At 73.2% G+C, this 19572-nt stretch carries 15 protein-coding genes; 7 read left to right on the forward strand and 8 right to left on the reverse strand.

Features of this window, described 5'->3' with window-relative positions:
- Positions 1 to 642: 642 nt before the first annotated feature.
- On the forward strand, positions 643 to 1668 hold the full coding sequence (gene trpS, locus ACFZDL_RS29740) for a tryptophan--tRNA ligase (protein ID WP_353596691.1): 1026 nt from the start codon (positions 643 to 645) through the stop codon (positions 1666 to 1668).
- Between the two features lie 145 nt (positions 1669 to 1813).
- Here trpS and proC read toward each other — a convergent pair whose 3' ends face one another.
- Positions 1814 to 2671 (reverse strand): pyrroline-5-carboxylate reductase, encoded by an 858-nt coding sequence (proC, locus tag ACFZDL_RS29745; RefSeq protein WP_353596690.1) that lies wholly within the window; start codon positions 2669 to 2671, stop codon positions 1814 to 1816.
- 312 nt (positions 2672 to 2983) lie between these two features.
- Here proC and ACFZDL_RS29750 point away from each other — a divergent pair, with 312 nt between their 5' ends.
- On the forward strand, positions 2984 to 3373 hold the full coding sequence (locus ACFZDL_RS29750) for a hypothetical protein (RefSeq protein ID WP_353596689.1): 390 nt from the start codon (positions 2984 to 2986) through the stop codon (positions 3371 to 3373).
- 205 nt (positions 3374 to 3578) lie between these two features.
- Positions 3579 to 5225 carry a SulP family inorganic anion transporter gene (locus ACFZDL_RS29755; protein WP_353596688.1) on the forward strand — a complete coding sequence of 549 codons (1647 nt, stop codon included), beginning with the start codon at positions 3579 to 3581 and terminating at the stop codon, positions 5223 to 5225.
- Positions 5226 to 5321: 96 nt separating this feature from the next.
- Here the strand turns inward: ACFZDL_RS29755 and ACFZDL_RS29760 are convergent, their stop codons facing one another.
- Entirely contained in the window at positions 5322 to 5576 is a 255-nt protein-coding gene (locus ACFZDL_RS29760; protein WP_353596687.1) for a hypothetical protein, read from the reverse strand.
- Positions 5577 to 5858: 282 nt separating this feature from the next.
- On the opposite strand from ACFZDL_RS29760, the gene ACFZDL_RS29765 reads away from it, so the two are divergent.
- Entirely contained in the window at positions 5859 to 8195 is a 2337-nt protein-coding gene (locus tag ACFZDL_RS29765; protein ID WP_353596686.1) for a PQQ-binding-like beta-propeller repeat protein, read from the forward strand.
- Between the two features lie 60 nt (positions 8196 to 8255).
- On the opposite strand, the gene ACFZDL_RS29770 is transcribed toward ACFZDL_RS29765, so the two are convergent.
- Positions 8256 to 8609 (reverse strand): SH3 domain-containing protein, encoded by a 354-nt coding sequence (locus ACFZDL_RS29770; RefSeq protein WP_353596685.1) that lies wholly within the window; start codon positions 8607 to 8609, stop codon positions 8256 to 8258.
- A 154-nt stretch (positions 8610 to 8763) separates the two neighbouring features.
- On the opposite strand from ACFZDL_RS29770, the gene ACFZDL_RS29775 reads away from it, so the two are divergent.
- Together ACFZDL_RS29775 and ACFZDL_RS29780 are read left to right on the forward strand one after the other, a co-directional pair.
- Positions 8764 to 11187 (forward strand): serine/threonine-protein kinase, encoded by a 2424-nt coding sequence (locus ACFZDL_RS29775; RefSeq protein ID WP_353596684.1) that lies wholly within the window; start codon positions 8764 to 8766, stop codon positions 11185 to 11187.
- A gap of 240 nt (positions 11188 to 11427) precedes the next feature.
- Positions 11428 to 11808 carry a hypothetical protein gene (locus ACFZDL_RS29780; RefSeq protein ID WP_353596683.1) on the forward strand — a complete coding sequence of 127 codons (381 nt, stop codon included), beginning with the start codon at positions 11428 to 11430 and terminating at the stop codon, positions 11806 to 11808.
- Here ACFZDL_RS29780 and ilvD read toward each other — a convergent pair.
- The 4 genes from ilvD to ACFZDL_RS29800 all read right to left on the reverse strand — a co-directional run bounded on the left by ilvD (position 11792) and on the right by ACFZDL_RS29800 (position 16355).
- Positions 11792 to 13642: a dihydroxy-acid dehydratase gene (ilvD, locus tag ACFZDL_RS29785; protein WP_353596682.1), complete on the reverse strand. Its 1851-nt coding sequence runs from the start codon at positions 13640 to 13642 to the stop codon at positions 11792 to 11794. The genes ACFZDL_RS29780 and ilvD overlap by 17 nt on opposite strands.
- 167 nt (positions 13643 to 13809) lie before the next feature.
- Positions 13810 to 14445, reverse strand: a complete 636-nt coding sequence (locus ACFZDL_RS29790; protein WP_353596681.1) for a TetR family transcriptional regulator — start codon at positions 14443 to 14445, stop codon at positions 13810 to 13812.
- Positions 14442 to 15311 (reverse strand): TIM barrel protein, encoded by an 870-nt coding sequence (locus ACFZDL_RS29795; RefSeq protein ID WP_391193003.1) that lies wholly within the window; start codon positions 15309 to 15311, stop codon positions 14442 to 14444. The genes ACFZDL_RS29790 and ACFZDL_RS29795 overlap by 4 nt, the downstream gene beginning before the upstream one ends.
- Before the next feature lie 114 nt (positions 15312 to 15425).
- On the reverse strand, positions 15426 to 16355 hold the full coding sequence (locus ACFZDL_RS29800) for a Ppx/GppA phosphatase family protein (protein WP_353596679.1): 930 nt from the start codon (positions 16353 to 16355) through the stop codon (positions 15426 to 15428).
- A 214-nt stretch (positions 16356 to 16569) separates the two neighbouring features.
- Between ACFZDL_RS29800 and ACFZDL_RS29805 the strand changes: the two genes are divergently transcribed.
- Positions 16570 to 17373, forward strand: a complete 804-nt coding sequence (locus tag ACFZDL_RS29805) for a hypothetical protein (RefSeq protein ID WP_391193005.1) — start codon at positions 16570 to 16572, stop codon at positions 17371 to 17373.
- A gap of 53 nt (positions 17374 to 17426) precedes the next feature.
- Here the strand turns inward: ACFZDL_RS29805 and ACFZDL_RS29810 are convergent, their stop codons facing one another.
- Positions 17427 to 19508, reverse strand: coding sequence for a sigma-70 family RNA polymerase sigma factor (locus ACFZDL_RS29810; protein WP_353596678.1), 2082 nt, complete (start codon positions 19506 to 19508; stop codon positions 17427 to 17429).
- Positions 19509 to 19572 lie beyond the last annotated feature (64 nt).

Raw genomic sequence — 19572 nt, forward strand, 5'->3', positions numbered from 1 at the left:
CCGAATTTAGACCGGCCGATCGTACGGGGTATCAACATATCTGGCGTTGACTTTTGGCACGCTGTTGAGTTCTCAAGGAACGGACGCTTCCTTCGTAACCGTTTCACCGGTTTCTCCGGGCGCTTCCCTTCGGTGTTTCCAACCTTACCAGATCCGTTTTCCGGTCCGTTCCCGGTCCGAATTCCGTTTCCGGCCCCCTGTTGGAGCGGGGTTTTTCGCGCCTTCCGGCGTGTCCACTACGTTAGCGGATTTCCTCCGAGGCTCATAATCGAGCCTCCGGGCCGAATTCCGGGCACGCCGAAATTGGTCCCGATGAGGGGCCGTGCAGTAGTGGTGTGCGCCGAATGGCGCGAGTGGCTGCCGCAGAACCGCTACGGCTCCGTGACAACCCGAAGAACTGTACACGACGCTTCGGAGGCCATCAACCACGTCGTCGTGCGCGTCGGGAGGGCGTACGCTCTGGGGCCATGACTCACCATGCGCTGCGTACTCACCAGTGGTGGCCCGCCTGACCGGCGGCCGACCATCGCGCATCGCATCCACACGGCCGCCGCTCCGGCGGCCGTTCGTGCGTCTCCCCCTCGCACAAGCCGGTCCGTCCGGTCCGCGGCGGTCCCGACTACGCCGGGAGAGGGCACAGAGATGTCACAGCCAGCGCCACACGCACAGACGCGGATCTTCAGCGGGGTCAAGCCCACGGGCCATCTGACCCTCGGGAACTACCTCGGGGCCCTACGGCGGTGGGTCCAGGAGGACCAGCACCACGCCGACGCCCTCTTCTGCGTCGTCGATCTGCATGCCCTCACCGTGGAGCACGATCCGGCCCGGGTGCGGAGACTCAGCCGGCAGGCGGCCACGCTGTTCCTGGCCTGCGGGCTCGACCCGGATCTGTGCACGGTGTTCGTGCAGAGCCATGTGGACGAGCACGCACGCCTGTCGTACCTGATGGAGTGCACGGCCACGGACGGCGAGATGCGGCGGATGATCCAGTACAAGGAGAAGGTCGTGCGGGAGCAGGCGCGCGGGAGCAGCGTGCGGCTGTCGCTGCTCACCTATCCCGCGCTGATGGCCGCGGACATCCTCGCGTACGCCACGGACGAGGTGCCGGTCGGGGACGACCAGGCGCAGCACGTGGAGCTGGCCCGGACGCTGGCCCAGCGGTTCAACCAGCGGTACGGGCCGGTCTTCACCGTGCCCCGGTTGACGCGTCCGGCGGTCGCCGCCCGCGTCATGGACCTGCAGGACCCGACCTCGAAGATGGGCAAGTCGCACGCCGAGGCGGCGGGCATCGTCTATCTCCTCGACGAGGAGGACGTGGTCCGCAGGAAGGTGATGCGGGCGGTGACGGACAGCGGGAGCGAGGTCGCGTACGACCGGGAGGCGCAGCCCGGGGTGGCCAATCTGCTGGAGATCCTGGCGGCGTGCACGGACGGCCGGGCGCCGGAGGAGCTGGCCGGTGAGTACTCCTCGTACGGGGCGCTGAAGAAGGACACGGCCGAGGCGGTGGTGGATACGTTGCGGCCGATCCGGACCCGGCACGCCGAGCTGTGCGCCGACCCCTCCTATGTGGACGGGGTGCTGCGGGCCGGGGCGGAGCGGGCGCGGGGGCTGGCGCGGCCGCGGGTGGACGCCGCGTACGAGGCGGTGGGGCTGTTGCCGGCCCGCTGAGTCCGGCCGCCCGGCCCGTCCTCGCCCCGCCCGTCCGCGTTCCCGTCCCGCAGTTCCTCGCCCGTCCCCGTTCCCGTCCGCAGCTCCTCGCCCTGCCCGTCCCCGTCCCGCGGCACTCCGGCGCGCCTCGCCGCGAGCTCGCCCGTCAGCCGGTGCCGGAGGCGAGTTCGCGGCTGCGGTCGCGGGCCGCCTCCAGGGCCGCGATCAGCGCGGCGCGCACGCCGTGGCTCTCCAGCTCGCGGATGGCGCTGATCGTGGTGCCGGCCGGTGAGGTCACCGCCTCGCGCAGCTTGACCGGGTGCTCTCCGCTGTCGCGGAGCATCACGGCCGCGCCGATCGCCGCCTGGACGATCAGGTCGTGGGCCTTGTCGCGGGGCAGGCCCAGCAGGATGCCCGCGTCGGTCATCGCCTCGACGAGGAAGTAGAAGTAGGCGGGGCCGGAGCCGGAGAGCGCGGTCGCGGCGTCCTGCTGGGTCTCGGGGACGCGCAGGGTCTTGCCGACACCGCCGAAGATCGCCTCCGCGTGTGCCAGGTGCTCCTCGGTGGCGTGGCTGCCGGCCGAGATGACCGACATGGCCTCGTCGACCAGGGCGGGGGTGTTGGTCATGACCCGGATGACCGGGGTGCCGGGGGCCAGACGCGACTCGAAGAAGGCGGTCGGGATGCCCGCCGCGCCGGAGATCACCAGCCGGTCGGCGGGGACGTGCGGGGCGAGCTCGTCGAGCAGGGCGCCCATGTCCTGGGGCTTGACGGTGAGGATGAGGGTATCGGCGATCTTGGCGGCCTCGGCGTTGGAGACGGCCTCGACGCCGTGGCGGGTCCGGAGCTCCGCGGCGCGCTCCGGGCGGCGGGCCGTGACCAGCAGGTCGGACGGGGCCCAGCCACTGCGGATCATTCCGCTGAGGAGGGCTTCGCCGATCTTGCCCGTACCGAGCACGGCGATCTTCTCCGTGGCCCTCTCCGTGCCCCTTTCCGTGACCTTTTCCGTCACCTTGTCCGTCATGGTGCGGCCTCACCTCGTGGATTGCTGTGTCGCTGTGCGGAGCTGTTGTGCAGCGCCGTGGGCAGCGGTTGGACGTACGGAGCCATCCTCGCACCGGGGACGGGGTAGGTGTGTAAGGCGTCCAGGTGGCGGTACGGGGGCCGGCGCGTCGAGGGGGCGCGTCCGCGCGGGCGCCCGCCGGGGCAATCGGAGCTGGTCGCTCCTGTTAGATGACTCCGCGTTCACAGTTCGGTTACATAGCGACTTGCAAAGGGTCACAACCCTTTGGACATAATGGAGTTCGGTGTCCAACTCGTGATCAGAGGGGGGGCGATGGTGAGGACCATCCGGCATGCCGGCCGTGTGCTGTTCGCCGCGGTGTCCGTGCTGCTCGCCCTCTTCATCGCCGCCGACTGCGCATCTGCGCAGGTCACCCACCCCGAGCGGATGGCCACCGTATCCGTGGCCGAGTCCCGTCCTGCCGTCAAGGTCACCGCGTCCTCGCATGACGACGCCGGGGCCGACGACTGCCAGGGGCTCCGTGGGGCCCGGGCACCCCTCACCGCACCCACCCCCACCGGCAAACCCGGATGTGTGTGCGGTTGCGACGCCGGGCGGCTGGAGCCGCGCACCACGGCCGTCGCACCTCTCACGGGACGGCAGGCCGTCCCCGTGTCGAGATCCGGCGAGCTGCCGGTCTCCCTCCAGATCTTCCGCTGCTGAGAGGCGCCAGTCCCACCGCGGGCGGTGAACCACCGCCGCGGCGATCGAACACGCTCTCTCACGGCTCATCAGCAGCGCAACAGCAGCTCATCAGCCAGCGAACTCATCAGCTAGCGACCGATTCCATCGATCCCGACTGACGCAGCGTACGTCGCGCCCGCGCCTGCCCTCGTGCCGGTGCCGGCGCGCACTGGAGGCAACCCTCATGCCATTGCAGAAGACTCTCCTCAACCGTTTCCGCGGGGCGGGCGGCGCCGACGGCTCGCCCGCCGGTGCCGGCACCTTCCGCGCCGACTTCACCGCATCTCTCGTCGTCTTCCTCGTCGCCGTGCCCCTGTGCGTGGGCGTGGCGGTCGCCTCGGGGGTCCCGGCCGAGCTCGGCCTGATCACCGGCATCGTCGGCGGCCTGGTCACCGGCCTTCTGCCGGGCAGCAGTCTGCAGGTCAGCGGGCCGGCGGCCGGTCTGACCGTGCTCGTGTACGAGGCGGTGGAGGAATACGGCCTCGCGGCCCTCGGCGTCCTGGTCCTCGTGTCCGGGCTGCTCCAGCTGGCGATGGGCGTGCTGCGCCTGGGGCGCTGGTTCCGCGCGATCTCCGTCGCGGTCGTCCAGGGCATGCTCGCGGGCATCGGCCTCGTACTGATCGCCGGACAGCTGTACGCGCTCGCCGACGCCAAGGCGCCGAGCAGCGGCCTGGGCAAGCTGGGCGGGCTGCCCGGGCTGGTGGCCGATGTGGCCGGGTCGGGCACCGCGCTCAAGGCGGTGGCCGTGGGCGCGGGCACGATCGCGGTGCTGGTGCTGTGGCCGCTCTGGAAGCGGGGGGCGCAGGTACTGCCCGCCCCGCTGGCGGCGGTCGCGCTCGCCACCCTGGCCACGGTGGGGATGGACCTGCCGGTCGCACGGGTCGAGGTGCAGGGCCTGCTGGATGCCGTGCAGCCGCCCGGGAGCAGCGAGTTCGCGCAGCTCGCGGAGATCGGCGTGCTCGGGACCGTACTCGCCTTCACGCTGATCGCCTCGGCCGAGAGCCTGTTCTCGGCGGCGGCCGTGGACCGGCTGCACGACGGCCCGCGGACGAACTACGACAAGGAGCTCATCGCGCAGGGCGCGGGCAACGCGGTGTGCGGCGCGCTGGGCGCCCTGCCGATGACCGCGGTGATCGTACGGAGCGCCGCCAATGTGCAGGCGGGCGCCAGGACGAAGGCCTCGCGGGTGCTGCACGGTGTGTGGCTGCTGGTCTTCGCGGTGCTGTTCCCCTCGGCGCTGGGCGTCATCCCGGTGGCGGCGCTGGCCGGTGTGCTGGTGCACGCGGGCTGGAAGCTGATTCCGACCAAGGACCTGGTCCCGCTGTGGCGTGCGCACCGCGGCGAGGCGGTGGTGCTGGTGGTGACCGCGGGCGCGATCGTGATCACCAACATGTTCGAGGGCGTGATCATCGGTCTGCTGATGGCGGTCGCCAAGTCGGCCTGGGAGACCTCGCATGTGCATGTCGAGGTGACCGGGCTGAAGGACGCGCCGGAGGACCGCCCCGTCCGCGTTCAGGTGCTGGGCAACGCCACCTTCCTGCGGCTGCCCAAGCTGCTCGACGAGCTGGAGGCGCTGCCTCGCGAGCGCGAGGTGCGGCTGGATCTGAGCGGGCTGCGGCATGTCGACCACGCGTGCGAGATGGCGCTGGCCACATGGGCCGAGCGGCACAACGCGGTGGTCAGCCGGGGCACCGAGGCGGGCTCCCCTGCGACCGACGCCTCGGGCGCGGAGGGCGCGGAGGGGGCGAAGGGCGCGAAGGGGGCGAAGGGCGCGGGCAGCGCTGACGCCGCCGAGGATGCCGAGGCCGCCGACGAGCGGGCTCTGGCCTAGTCACGCGCCACTGTCGCAACGGGGGGACACCAACGCATGCGGGTCCCCGGCGTCTCGGACGCCGGGGACCCGCACCGCGTGGCCCTCGTCCCCCGGTCACTCGATCGCGTGAGTCCGCTTCTCCAGCGCCTCGATGGAGAGCCGGGCCTGCGTCAGTTCGTCGAGGCTGCGGCGGTGCAACTCCAGGTTGTCCTCCATCAACTTGGCGTACTTCATCGCCAGCTGCTTGTACTGCTCCTCGCGCGCGCTCAGCATCCGGGCCCGCCATGTGACGGCAATCTGCCAGACGACCACGATCAGGAGCAGGAAGGTTCCGCCTGCGCCGACCACTCCTGCGGCTTCGCCGTTCATTCGGCTGTCTCCTTGAGAGGTTCCTGACCATCACGCTGGCAGCCGCCGTGGCGCGCGTCAAAGCGAACCGGTCCAATTCCGGGGGTAGTTGGGGGAGGGTCAGGGACTTCTCAGGGTTCCCCCCGATGCTCCCCCGATGCGGTTCCGATGCCCTGTCGAGGCCTTTCCGAGGCCGTTCGTGCCCGGGATCGGTCTGCCGCCCCTTCGACCCGCCCTTTAGGCTGAGGCAGCTTCACAGCTACGTACACGCACATGCCTACGGGCACTCGGGGAGGGGTTGCGGTGCCGCTGAGCGCCGGTGATCCGAAGACCATGGGCGACTACCGGCTGCTGGACCGGCTCGGATCCGGCGGCATGGGCGTCGTCTATCTGGCGCGTTCGGCGTCGGGCCGACAGGTCGCGGTCAAGGTGGTGCACGCGCAGTTCGCCGAGGACGAGGAGTTCCGGACCCGCTTCCGGCAGGAGGTCGCGGCGGCCCGGCGGGTCAGCGGCGCGTACACCGCACCCGTCGTGGACGCCGATCCGGACGCCGAGCGCCCCTGGATGGCGACCCTGTACGTGCCGGGGCCGACGCTCTCCGAGCGGCTGACCCAGCACGGCCCGCTGAACGCGGCCGAGCTGCGGCAGCTGGCGCTCGGCCTGGCCGAGGCGCTGCACGACATCCACCGGGTGGGCGTGGTCCACCGCGATCTCAAGCCCGCCAATGTGCTGATGGCGGACGACGGTCCGCGCGTCATCGACTTCGGCATCTCCCGGGCGGCGGACAACCAGGCGCTGACGGTGACCGGCCGCGTCATGGGGACACCCCCCTTCATGTCGCCCGAGCAGCTGAGCAGACCCCGTGAGGTGACCGGGGCCTCGGACATCTTCTCGCTCGGCGCGCTGCTGGTGTACGCGGTGACGGGCAAGGGGCCCTTCGACGGCGAGAGCCCGTATCTGACCGCGTACCAGGTGGTGCACGAGCCGCCCGCGCTGAACGAGGTCGCACAGCCGTTGCGCGGCATCGTCGAGCGCTGCCTGGCCAAGGCAGCGGACGACCGGCCCGGCATCGCCGAGCTGGTGCGGCTGCTGGACGAACTGCCGGCCAAGGGCGCCGTTCGCGCGGAAGGGGACGGGTCAAAGGGGCGTTCGGGCGGGAGTTCGGGCAACGGCTCACGCGGCGGTTCGGTCAGTGGTTCGGGCGAAGACAAAGGGAAGGGCGAGGGGAAGAGCAAGGGGAAGGGCGAGGGGAAGCGGCAGGGCCGGGCCGGGGACGGGAAGCCGGACGCGGATCAGGGCACTTGGCCGACCTGGGGCGGGGGACGGCGGCGCCGCCCCGTGCTCGCCGCCGTGGTCGCCGTCGCGGCGCTGGCCCTGGGCGGCGGCGCCTTCGCGCTGTACTCGCCCGGCGACGACGACGGCGACGGGGTGCGTACGAGCGGCCCCCCGACCGACACGCCACGGGCGATCCCGCTCCCTGAGGGCTGGCGGCCGTGGCAGGTGTCGCTCACCGGGGCCACCAAGGGCTCGGGCGCGGCAGGCGAGCTGGTGGACATCAACGGCGATGTGACCCCGCACTGCACACGGCAGGACACCAAGCTCTACTGCGGAGGCGACGGCTTCCCGACGGTCCGCGTGGACGCCCTGACGGGACACGTCGACTGGACCGCCGCCGCGCTGGTCAAGCGCGACATCGGGGTGTCCGATTCGGAACCGGTCGGGGTGCACGGCGGGCTGGTCTTCGTCCAGGACACCCCGTCGGACACGACCGGCGAGCTGGTCGCCCTGGACGCGGACTCCGGCGACAAGAAGTGGGCCGAGCCGATCAGCTCGGGCCTCGACTCGGCCCTCTTCGACGACATGGTCATCTCCAGCGCCCCCGACGACCGGTCCCTGGTCACCCGGGACGGGGCGACCGGCGAGATCCGGTGGACGTACCGGATACCCAAGGGGCAGGAGTGCTCGCCCGTCGCGTACGGGGGCGTGCCGTTCGGCCTGTGCTGGGACAGCAACGAGGAGGAAGTCCTGTGGTCGACCATCGTGCGGTTCGACAAGCGCGATGGCTCCGCCACCAAGCTGGCCCGGCTGAAGGACACCGAGGACGGTCTCGGGCTCGACGGCGACGACCTGCTGATCCTCCCGATGCTGACCGAGGCCGGCGACGGCCCGTACCCCTACCTCCTCCGCCTGAACATCCGCACCGGTGAGCAGCGGCGGGTCCCGCTCCCGAAGTACGCGCAGGGCACGGGGGCGCTGGTCGACGGCCGGCTCTTCTTCGTCCAGGAGAGCGGCCGGATCACCGCGGTGGACGTGGACGGCGGCAAACAGCTCTGGAGCCGGCAGACGACGGTGGAGCGGCTGGGCACGCCGAGCGTCTCGGCCGCCGAGGACACGGTGTACCTGTGCAGCGGCAGCGGGCGGCTACTGGCGCTGAACCTGCGGACGGGCGAGGAGCTGTGGCAGTCCGCGCCGCGCAGCGGCTACAGCGGCTCGGGCGGCGGCCCGGAGTCGTCGCAGGTGCTGCGGGTGGGCGGCTCGATCGTGGCCCTGGCGAGCGACGCGACGCTCTTCTCGGTCGATCCGCGCCACCCGGACGCCAAGCCCGCGAAGCCCTCGGCGCACCCCCTCGCGAAGCCCTGATGTCCCCGGTCCGGCCGGACCAGTCGGCGCGGCCGGACCAGTGGGCTCAGCCGTGTCCGGTCAGCCGCCGCAGATGACGGTGACGAACCCGTCGCTGCCGGTCTTCACATACGCGTCGGAGACGTACTGCCCCGGCGCGATGCTGTCCCAGATGTCCGTCGTGCCGTACGGGCCCGAGACCTTCTGCCCGCGGCGCTGACAGCGGATCGGGACGCGGGTGTTGTACGGCAGCACCTTGATCAGCTTGCTGGTCGTGCTGGGTCCGCTGCGGACGTTCACCTGGTAGCCGGGCGCGATCGGATAGGTGACCGTCGTCGCCTCGACCGTCCCCACCTCGACCGTTCCTGCCGCGACCGCCCCCGCCTCAACAGCCGTGTCGGCGTCGGTCGTCCCCACTGTCTCTTCCATGGCCATCGGCCCTCCCCCGTCGAACTTCATTCCGATGTTGTGCACATCTTGTGCACATGTCGCGTTACGTGACACGACCAGCGGAGGCTAACAGGGCTCGCACGTGTCATCGACTAGGCTCGCCGAGTCGCGACTGCGGCCGAATTCACGGGGGTGGGGAATGCCGCCGGTGCGCAGAGCCGGGACAGGCCCGGAAGCGGAGGACCCGGAGTACGCCGGTCAGTACCGGCTCGAGGCGCGCCTCGGCTCCGGCGGCATGGGCGTGGTGCACCTGGCGCGCTCGGCCTCGGGCCGGCGCCTCGCGGTGAAGGTCGTCCACGCGGAGTTGGCCGAAGACCCCGAGTTCCGGGCGCGGTTCCGGCAGGAGGTGGCGGCCGCCCGGCGGGTCAGCGGGGCGTTCACCGCGCCCGTCGTGGACGCCGCCCCGGACGGCGAGCGGCCCTGGATGGCCACCCTCTACATCCCCGGCCCCACCCTCGCCGAACACGTCAAGCGGAACGGCCCGCTGCCGACCGGGGACATGGTGCGGCTGGCCGCCGGACTCGCCGAGGCGCTGCGCGACATCCACCGCGCGGGCGTGGTGCACCGCGATCTGAAGCCGAGCAATGTGCTGCTCGCCGCGGACGGGCCGAAGGTCATCGACTTCGGCATCTCGCGGCCGTCCGACAGCGAGCTGCGCACGGAGACGGGGAAGCTGATCGGCACGCCGCCGTTCATGGCGCCCGAGCAGTTCCAGCGGCCGCGCCATGTGGGGCCCGCGGCGGATGTGTTCGCGCTGGGGTCGGTGCTGGTGCACGCGGCGACCGGACGCGGGCCCTTCGAGTCCGAGAGCCCGTACATCGTGGCGTACCAGGTCGTGCACGACGAGGCGGATCTGGCGGGCGTGCCGCGCGAGCTGCTGCCGCTCGTGCAGCGCTGCCTGGCCAAGGACCCCGCCGAACGCCCCACGCCCGACGCGCTGATGACGGTCCTGCGCGCCATCAGCGGCCCCCATCCGCCGGCCCTGCGCGGCCCGCTTCCGCGCGTACCCGCCCAGCGCGGGCACGGCACCGGCCCGCTGTGGGGCGATGACGACGACGGCGGCGGCGTGACGGACACCGGGGCGGCTACGGACCCCGGGGCCGCTACGGGCGCCGGGGCCGATGACTCCCCGGACGCCGTGGCCGTTGACTCAGTGCCCACGGCCGGCGAAGGCCGCACCGACGACCCCCCGTACGGCGGGCGGGACGCGGACACCCGGGTCAGGCCGGGCGCGCTGGGCGCGGCGGACCCGGCGGACCCGGCAGACTCGGCGGACTCGGCGGACTCGGCCGGCGCGGAGTGCGGGGCCGCGGCGGGGCCGCGGCGGCACCGGACGGCGCGGCGGTGGGTCACGGTCGGGGTGCTGGCCGTCGTGATGCTCGGCGCGGGAACGGTCTGGGCGCTGCAGCGGGACGGCGACGGGCGGCGCTCGGCGCACCGGCAGCCGGTCGGCACCGCGAAGGCGGCGGCCTGGCGCCCGTGGAAGGGCACGCTGCCCACGGCCGGGTCCGGTGGGAAGGGCGAGGGCGAGGGCATCCGGGCGGCATTCTGCTCGTACGGAGGCGGCGCGCTGTACTGCGCCGGGCGCGGCATCGAGGCCGCCCGCCTCGACCCGGCCGACGGCAAGGTGCTGTGGTGGCGCCCGGCCGCGGCGAGCCGCCCCGACGACGGCACGCCGACCGCCCCCGTGCTCTCCGGCGGCCTGGTCCAGGTGGTGTCGCCGGACGGGGCGCGGCTGCGGGCGCTCGACCCGAAGACGGGGCACCCCCGGTGGAGCCGCGACGTGGCCCCGTACGAGGGGCGGGTCTACCCCTCGGGTGACACGGTGCTGCTGGTGGCGGCGGACGGCGTGGTCACCGCCGTCAACGGGACCACGAACGGGCGGCGCTGGAGCCATCGCCTCCCCGGCCACGCCCGCCCGGCGTTCGTCTCGTACGGCGACGGCCGCACCGCCTACGCGCTGACCACGTCGGCCGACGGGTCCCACACGCTGGTCACGGCGGTCGACACGGCCCGTGGCGCGACCCGCTGGCAGCGGTCGTTCGCCGGCAATCTCACCCCGGCCGGCGCCGATTCCGACGGGGTCCTCCACCTCACCGGGACCGACGCACAGACGCGTACCGCCACCGTCGTCCGGTACGACCCGGCGCGCCGCGCCGAACACCGCGTCGCGCTGACCGCACCGGTGTCCGCGACCAGCGTGGCGGTGCGCGGCGGCTTGGTCTATCTGCTGTGTGCGGACGGCGGTCTGGTGGCGGTCGACCCGCGCCGTACCGATCCGGCGACGGCGCAGCGGTGGCGGATGGAGACCTCGGTGGGCAACGCGTCGCCGCTGGTGGCGGCGGGCGACCGGCTGTACTTCTCGGCGGCGGACGGGCGGCTGCTCGCCGTGGACGCGGCGGGGGGCGAGTTGCTGGGGCAGACCCCGCCGCGTACGGGCAAGGCCCAGAAGAGCTATCTGGAGTTGGTGCCCGCGCCAGTGGCGGCGGACGGCAAGGTGTACGGGTCGGCGCCGGACGGCACGGTCTTCGGGGTGGCGGACGGGGACCCGGCCGGCTGGTGAAGACGCCGGACACGACCTGGAGAAGACGGATGGCACTGCGCGCGGGGCGCACCGGCGATCGACCGGCTGCTGGAGCGGCTGCGGGCGCTGCCCGCCGCGGACTACACCGGCATCGGTACGGCGAAGGGAACCGCGAAGGGAACCGGGAAAGGCAGCGAGGAAGGGCCGGCGGGAGGAGCGGCGAAGGGCGCCGCTGCGGACACCCCGGCGGCGAGCCGCCGCGCGCGCCGGGTGCGCCGGGTGCTGGTCGTGAGCGGCCTGGCCGCCGCCCTGGCCGGGACGGTCATCGCGGCGATGGCCGCCTTACGCCCCAGCGCCCAGGGCCAGGGCCAGGGCCAGGTGCGCGCCGTGTGGCGCCATCCGGTCGGCGGGCCGACCGCCGAACTCGTCGTGGTGTCCGAGGGATTGGCGCACGCCGCGGTCCGGCTCGGCGGCGGCCGGCAGCGGCTGGAGGCATACCGGACCGGGGACGGCGAGCGGGTGTGGCGGACCGACATCGGCACCCGCCCGCCGAAGATCACGACTGAGCGGCCGGGGCGGCCCCCGGACCGCTTGCGCCGCGGCCGAGGGGCCGCCCCGGCCGAACAGCCGGGGCGCGGGGTGGCTAGCCGAGCCTGCTGACGTCCCGCACCGCGCCCTTGTCGGCGCTGGTCGCCATCGCCGCGTACGCCCGCAGCGCGGCGGACACCTTGCGGTCGCGGTTCTTCGGCGCGTACACGCCGCCCAGGGCCTCGCGCCGGGCGGCCAGCTCGTCCTCGCTCACCAGCAGTTCGAGGGTGCGGGAGGGGATGTCGATGCGGATCCGGTCGCCGTCCTCGACCAGGGCGATGGTGCCGCCGGAGGCCGCCTCGGGCGAGGCGTGGCCGATGGACAGGCCGGAGGTGCCGCCGGAGAAGCGGCCGTCGGTGATCAGCGCGCAGGCCTTGCCCAGGCCCCGGCCCTTGAGGAAGGAGGTCGGGTAGAGCATCTCCTGCATACCGGGGCCGCCCTTGGGGCCCTCGTAGCGGATGACGACGACGTCGCCCTCCTTGACCTGCTTGCCGAGGATCTTCTCGACGGCCTCTTCCTGGGACTCGCAGACCACGGCCGGGCCCTCGAAGGTCCAGATGGACTCGTCGACGCCCGCAGTCTTCACCACGCAGCCGTCCTCGGCGAGGTTGCCGTACAGGACGGACAGGCCGCCTTCCTTGGAGTAGGCGTGCTCGATGTCGCGGATGCAGCCGTTCTCGGCGTCGGTGTCCAGGGTGTCCCAGCGCTCGGACTGGGAGAAGGCGGTCGCGGAGCGGACACAGCCGGGGGCGGCGTGGAAGAGCTCCACGGCCTCGGCGGAGGGGGAGCCGCCGCGGATGTCCCACTGCTTGAGCCAGTCGGCGAGCGAGGGCGAGTGGACCGTGTGCACGTCCTCGTTGAGCAGCCCGGCCCGGTACAGCTCGCCCAGGATGGCGGGGATGCCGCCGGCCCGGTGGACGTCCTCCATGTAGTAGACCCCGCCGGGGGCGACGTTCGGGGCGACCTTCGCCAGGCAGGGCAGGCGGCGGGAGAGCCCGTCGATGTCCTTCATGTCGAAGTCGAGCCCGGCCTCCTGGGCGGCGGCCAGCAGGTGCAGGATCGTGTTGGTCGAGCCGCCCATGGCGATGTCGAGGGCCATGGCGTTCTCGAAGGCGGCGCGGGAGCCGACGGCGCGCGGCAGGACCGTCTCGTCGCCCTGCTCGTAGTAGCGCTTGGTGATCTCCACGACGGTGCGGCCGGCGGTCTCGTACAGCGCCTTGCGGGCCGTGTGGGTGGCCAGCACCGAGCCGTTGCCGGGGAGGGAGAGGCCGATCGCCTCGGTGAGGCAGTTCATCGAGTTCGCGGTGAACATCCCGGAACAGGAGCCGCAGGTCGGACAGGCGTTGTCCTCGATGCGGGCGATGTCCTCGTCGGAGACGTTGTCGTTGACGGCCTCGGAGATCGCGGTGATCAGGTCGAGCTTGCGGACGGTGCCGTCGACCAGGGTCGCCCGGCCCGACTCCATGGGGCCGCCGGAGACGAAGACGGTGGGGATGTTCAGCCGCATCGCGGCCATCAGCATGCCGGGCGTGATCTTGTCGCAGTTGGAGATGCAGATCAGCGCGTCCGCGCAGTGGGCCTCGACCATGTACTCGACCGAGTCGGCGATCAGGTCGCGGGAGGGCAGCGAGTAGAGCATTCCGCCGTGGCCCATGGCGATGCCGTCGTCCACGGCGATCGTGTTGAACTCGCGCGCGATGCCGCCCGCGGCGTGGATCGCCTCGCTGACGATCCGGCCGACCGGCTGGAGGTGGGTGTGGCCCGGCACGAACTCCGTGAAGCTGTTCGCCACCGCGATGATCGGCTTGCCGAAGTCCTCGCGCGCTACGCCGGAGGCCTGCATAAGGGCTCGGGCGCCCGCCATGTTGCGGCCATGGGTGACGGTGCGGGACCTCAGCTCGGGCACGGTGCTCCACTCCCTCGTTTCCGGGTCGTCCCGGTGGTACGGGTTCTTGAGTCTTCTGAGCCTACGCCTCCCATCCGGGATACGGACGGCGCGTCCGGATCCCAAGACGCGTGGCTCAGCCCTCGGGCAGCCCCGGCCGTCAACGGCCCCGCCCGCGTACGGCCGGTTCAGCCCTCGGCCAGATAGCGCTGGAGCGTCGGCCCCACCAGGGCGACGATGTCCTCCACGGGCGCGGAGGCCATCGGCTCCATCCGGATCACATACCGCAGCATCGCGATCCCGATCATGTGGCTGGCCGCCAGCTGCGCCCGGAACTCCGGGTCGGGCACATCCAGCTCGACCACCATCCGCAGCAGCAGCCGGCGCTCGATCATTCCCCGCAGGACCGCGGCCGCCGCCTCGTTGGTCAGCGCGGAGCGCATCACGGCCAGCAGCGGCTGGCGGGTGACGGGGTTCTCCCAGACGCCGAACATGAAACGGGCCATCCGCTCGCCCGCCCCCTCCCGGCTGCCGCCGTGCACCGCGTCCGGGGCGCCCATGGTGGGCGCGAAGATCAGCTCGACGGCCGCCCCGAAGATCTGGTCCTTGGTGCCGAAGTAGTGGTGGACCAGGGCCGGGTCCACCCCCGCCGCCTTCGCGATGCCGCGGATCGAGGTCTTGTCGTAGCCGCGCTCGGCGAACTCGTTGCGCGCCGCGGTCAGGATCCGGTCACGCGCCGCTGGGGCGTCGGCGGCGCCGTCGGTACGGGGCGGACGGCCGCGGCGGCGCGGAGCGGGGGACTGCGAGGGCAGGGCCGGGGTCACGAGCCGGGCACCGCCCTGCCCGACGAGGCGGCCGAATCGGACGAGCGGCCCGCGTTGGGCGGGACCGCCGAGTTCGCCGAGGCGAGGTGGAGCCGGGTGAAGGCCAGCGCCTCCGCCAGATCGGCCTCGCGCTCGGCCGTGGACATCGCCCGCCGGGTGTTGACCTCGACGACCACATTGCCGTCGAATCCGGTCGCGGCCAGCCGCTCCAGCAGCTCGGCACACGGCTGGGTGCCACGCCCCGGCACCAGGTGCTCGTCCTTGTTGGAGCCCATGCCGTCGGCGAGGTGGAGATGGGCCAGCCGGTCGCCCATCCGGTCCACCATGCCCAGCGCGTCCGTACGCGCGGTCGCCGTATGCGAGAGGTCGATCGTGAAGTGGCGGTAGTCGTCGTGGGTGACGTCCCAGTCGGGCGCGTACGCGAGCATCTCCCGGTCGCGGTAGCGCCACGGATACATGTTCTCGACAGCGAACCGCACGTCCGTCTCGCCCGCCATCCGCCAGATTCCGCGCACGAACTCCCGGGCGTACGCGCGCTGCCATCGGAAGGGCGGATGGACCACGACGGTGGAGGCGCCGAGCTTCTCGGCGGCGGCCTTCGCGCGCTGCAGCTTCACCCACGGGTCGGTCGACCACACCCGCTGAGTGATCAGCAGGCATGGCGCGTGCACGGCGAGAATCGGCACCTCGTGGTAGTCGGAGAGCCGGCGCAGCGACTCGATGTCCTGGCTGACCGGATCGGTCCACACCATGACCTCGACACCGTCGTAGCCCAGGCGTGCGGCGATCTCGAAGGCCGTCGCCGTCGACTCCGGATAGACCGAGGCCGTGGACAGCGCGACCTTCGCATCCGGGATGCGCACCACTGGCTCTGTCACGAGGGACAGGGTACGGCGCTCCCCCGGACGGCTACACCGCCACCGCCCGCCGCGCCACCCCGGACGCCGCGAGCGGTGCAGGTCACAGCGCAGGTCACGGCGTCATCCCGGCAGGTGATCCAGCCGGCGCAGAATGACGCCCTCGCGCAGCGCCCACGGGCAGATCTCCAGCTCCTCCACCCCGAACAGATCCATCGTGGCCTCCGCGACCAGCGCGCCCGCCAGCAGCTGCGGCGCCCGCCCGTCGGAGACGCCCGGCAGCTGCTCCCGCTTCTCGACAGGCATGGCGGCCAGCTTCGGCACCCACTGCTCCAGCGCCTGGCGGGTCAGCCGGCGCTGTACGTACAGCCCCTCGGCGGAGCGGGCCGCGCCCGCGATCCTGGCCAGCTGTTTGAAGGTCTTGGAGGTGGCGACGGTGTGGTCGGGCGTGCCGTGGCGGCTGAAGTCGCCGACGATCCGCGCGATCGCCGCCCGTACGTGCCGCCGCAGCGCCCGTACGTCCTCCGGGGCGGGCGGGTCGCCGGGCAGCCAGCCGGCCGTCAGCCGGCCGGCGCCCAGGGGCAGCGAGACGGCCGCGTCCGGCTCCTCGTCGAGCCCGTACGCGATCTCGAGCGAGCCGCCGCCGATGTCCAGGACCAGCAGCTTTCCGGCCGACCAGCCGTACCAGCGGCGGGCCGCGAGGAAGGTGAGCCGGGACTCCTCCTCGCCGGTCAGGACGCGCAGCCGCACCCCGGTCTCCTCGGCGACGCGGGACAGCACGTCCTCGGCGTTGGCCGCCTCCCGGACGGCGGAGGTGGCGAAGGGCAGCACGTCCTCGACGCCCTTGTCCTCGGCGGCCTGCAGCGCCTCCTTGACCACCGCGATCAGCCGCTCGACGCCCTCGGCCCCTATGGCCCCACCGTCGTCGAGCAGCTCCGCCAGGCGTAGCTCCACCTTGTGCGAGTGGGCGGGCAGCGGGCGTGCTCCCGGGTGCGCGTCCACCACCAGCAGATGGACCGTGTTCGAACCCACGTCCAGGACACCGAGTCTCATGGCCAGAACGCTACTGCCCACATCGCCTGGTCAGGTACGGGCCTGAGCCTTTACACGCTGGCCGTGGGCATACGCTTGGCCCGTGGCAAAGACGAAAAAGGCGAAGCAGGACAAAGCCCGGAAGCGGCGGCCGGAGGCGGCCGGGCGGCCCGGCGAGGCCGAGACGGCCACGGACGGCCTGAGCGAGCTGGACGGCCAGGACGGTCTGAACGGACTGGACGGCCAGGACGAGCTGGATGACCTGGTCATCACGTTCGACCCGGCCGATGACGAGGTCGACCTGGACTTCGCCCGCGCCTGGGTCGAATTCCCCGACCCCGCCGACGACGAGCAGGTCTTCCGCTGCGATCTGACCTGGCTGACCTCGCGCTGGACCTGCGTTTTCGGCCAGGGCTGCCAGGGCATCCAGGCGGGGCGCGCGAGCGACGGCTGCTGCACGCTGGGCGCGCACTTCTCGGATGAGGACGACGAGAAGCGCGTGGGGCGCCATGTGGCCCGGCTCACCCCGGACATCTGGCAGTTCCACGACGTGGGGCACAAGACGGGATGGATCCAGGCCGGCGACGAGGAGGACGAGCGCCAGACCCGCCGCTACGAGGGCTCGTGCATCTTCCAGAACCGGCCGGGCTTCAAGGGCGGCGCGGGCTGCGCGCTGCACATCCTCGCGCTCAAGGAGGGCCGCGAGCCGCTGGAGACCAAGCCGGACGTCTGCTGGCAGCTGCCGATCCGCAGGTCGTACACCTGGATCGACCGGCCCGACGACACGCGTGTGCTGCAGGTCACCATCGCCGAGTACGACCGGCGCGGATGGGGCCCCGGCGGCCATGACCTGCACTGGTGGTGCACCTCGGCGACCTCCGCGCACGGCGGCGGGGAGCCGGTGTACGTGTCGTACCGGGCGGAGCTGACGGAGCTCATGGGCGAGGCGGGCTACGACCGGCTGGCCGAGCTCTGCGCACAGCGGCTGGCGTCCTCGCTGCCGCTCGTGGCCCCGCACCCCGCGGACCCGACGAGCTGACCGGCGCTTGAGCCTGTCTCGGCGGGCGCCCTGGGACAGGGCCTAGTCGTGGCCTAGTCGGTCTCGGCGGGCGCCGGGGGCGTGTGGCCCGAGGTCGGTGTGGGTCCGCCCGGAGGGTCCGAGGGCCCGGGGGTGGGCTCGGGCTCCGCGCCACGGCCTTCGATCACCACCACCGCCCCCGCCGGATCCACCCCGACCCGAGCGCTCCAGTGCCCGGGCGGCTCGCGGTCCCGGTCCACGGACACGGTGATCGTCGTCGTCTCGCCTGGCCGCAGCACCCCGGCCGTGTGGCTCAGCTGGAGCCAGGGCGCGCCGGTGGACGCCGACCAGCGCACCGGGGCGCCTCCCGAGGCCCTGAGCGTGATGACCGTGACCTCGCCGCTGGGCTGCGCCTCGACCGTCAGCCGCCCGGGGCCCGGCTCGGCCCGCCCGGGGCCGTGTCCGCTGCCCGGCCGGCCCCCGGCGCCGGGGGTGCCGGACGTGGTGTGCGGGCCCGGCCGCCGGCCGGACGCGGTGCCGGACCGTTCCGCCTCCCCGTCCCGGTCGCCCTGCGCGGCCCCGGCCCCGACCCCGACCCCGTCTCCGACGTCTCCGTCTCTGCCTCCGTATCCGCCTCCGTCTCCGCCGACGACCTCCACGGACACGTCCGGCGACTGTTCACCCGCGGTGCCACCGCGGCGGTGTTTCAGCCGCGCGCCGGAACGGTCCTGCGCGTTGCCCGCCCGGCCGTACGAGCCCCCGGTCGGCTCGTCGCCGACGCCGCCGGACCGGTCGGGGGTGCGCTCCGCCGCCCCGTCCGCGTTGGCGGCGGCCACGGAGTCCGTGTCGTGGTCGTCGCCCGCCGTCGGGGTGCCCCGGTAGGCGGCCCACAGCGCCAGCAGCGGGGCCGCCACGACCGAGGCGACCACCGCCGTGGTCAGCGCGCGGCCGCGCGTCCGGCTGCGGCGCGCGGCCTGTTCCTTGGGGTCCAGGGGGAAGCCGCGCCGGTCGAAGCGCGGCCGCGAGGCGGCGCGCGCCGGGCGCGCGCGCTGGGCGCCCACCATCGCGGCGTGCACGGCGGCGCGCGGCGCCTCCAGCACCGGCAGGGCCGCGGGGGCGGCCGCCGTGCCCGGCCAGGGGCCGCCCGCCGTGGCCCGCTCGGCCATCCCGCGGCACTCACGGCAGTCGTCCACATGCCGTACGAGCTCACGGCGCAGCGCGGCGGAGAGCAGCACCTGGGTGTCGCCCGCGAGCCGGGCGACGACGGGGCAGTGGCCGAGCTCGACGACGGCGAGGGCGGCGCGCGTGCGCTCCACCTCGCAGGCCGCGCTGGCGAGCAGGGCGCGGGTCTCGTCGCGCTCCTTGCCGAGCGCCGCGGCGACCTCGCTCGGGCTCAGCCGGTGGCGCACGGCGAGCTCCAGCGCCTCGCGCTGCTCGGGGGTGGTCCCGGCGGCCTCGGGCCACGCGAGCGCGGCCAGCTCGCGGCGGCGCTGCGCGGCGGTGGAAACGGGGGGCGGCGAGGTGGCCGCGGCCGGCGTGCGCCGGTCGCGGTGGCTCCGCTGCGCCGGCACCTCCGGCGGCCGGGGCCGGCCCGCCCGCTTCTCGATCCCGCCGGGCCCGGAGGCCGCCCTGAGCTTCCCCCGGTCCCCGCGGGCGCCGTGGTCCCCGCGGGCGCCGTGGTCCCCGCGAGTGCCGGGGGACCCGGGGCCTTCAGGGGTCCGACGGTCGCCATGGTCGCCAGGGCCCCGCTGGTCGTCCCCTCGCTCCCCTCGCTCCCCCAGGCCGCCGGGGCCCTTCGGACCCTTCGGCTCCTTCCGCTCGGCGAGCTTGCGCAGACAGGCCCAGCGCGCGAGGGCGTAGAGCCAGGGCCGGCGCAGATCGCCCTCGGCCGCCACGCGCCCCCGCCCCCGCCCGTGCTGCCGCTCGGCGACGGCAAGCGCCTCGCCGAGCGCGGCGGTCGCGGCGTCGTGCTCGCACAGGACCGACAGGCAGTAGGTGAACAGACCGTCCAGATACGGTTCGTAGTGCGCGGGGGGACGCTCGGGGTGTGTGGCGGAAGCGCGCGACGCGCGAAGCTGCGCACCGGGGGCGCCGGACGCACCGGATGCGCCGGGCGCGCCGGGCGAGTGTGTCGAGTGCTCGGGCCTGCTGCTCATCACCCGGTGACGGTAGGCGGATGATGCAGGCTCCCTCGCGCTACTTGCGCTGTTTTAACCCTTA

Source organism: Streptomyces sp. NPDC007917, assembly GCF_042959105.1.
GTDB lineage: Bacteria > Actinomycetota > Actinomycetes > Streptomycetales > Streptomycetaceae > Streptomyces.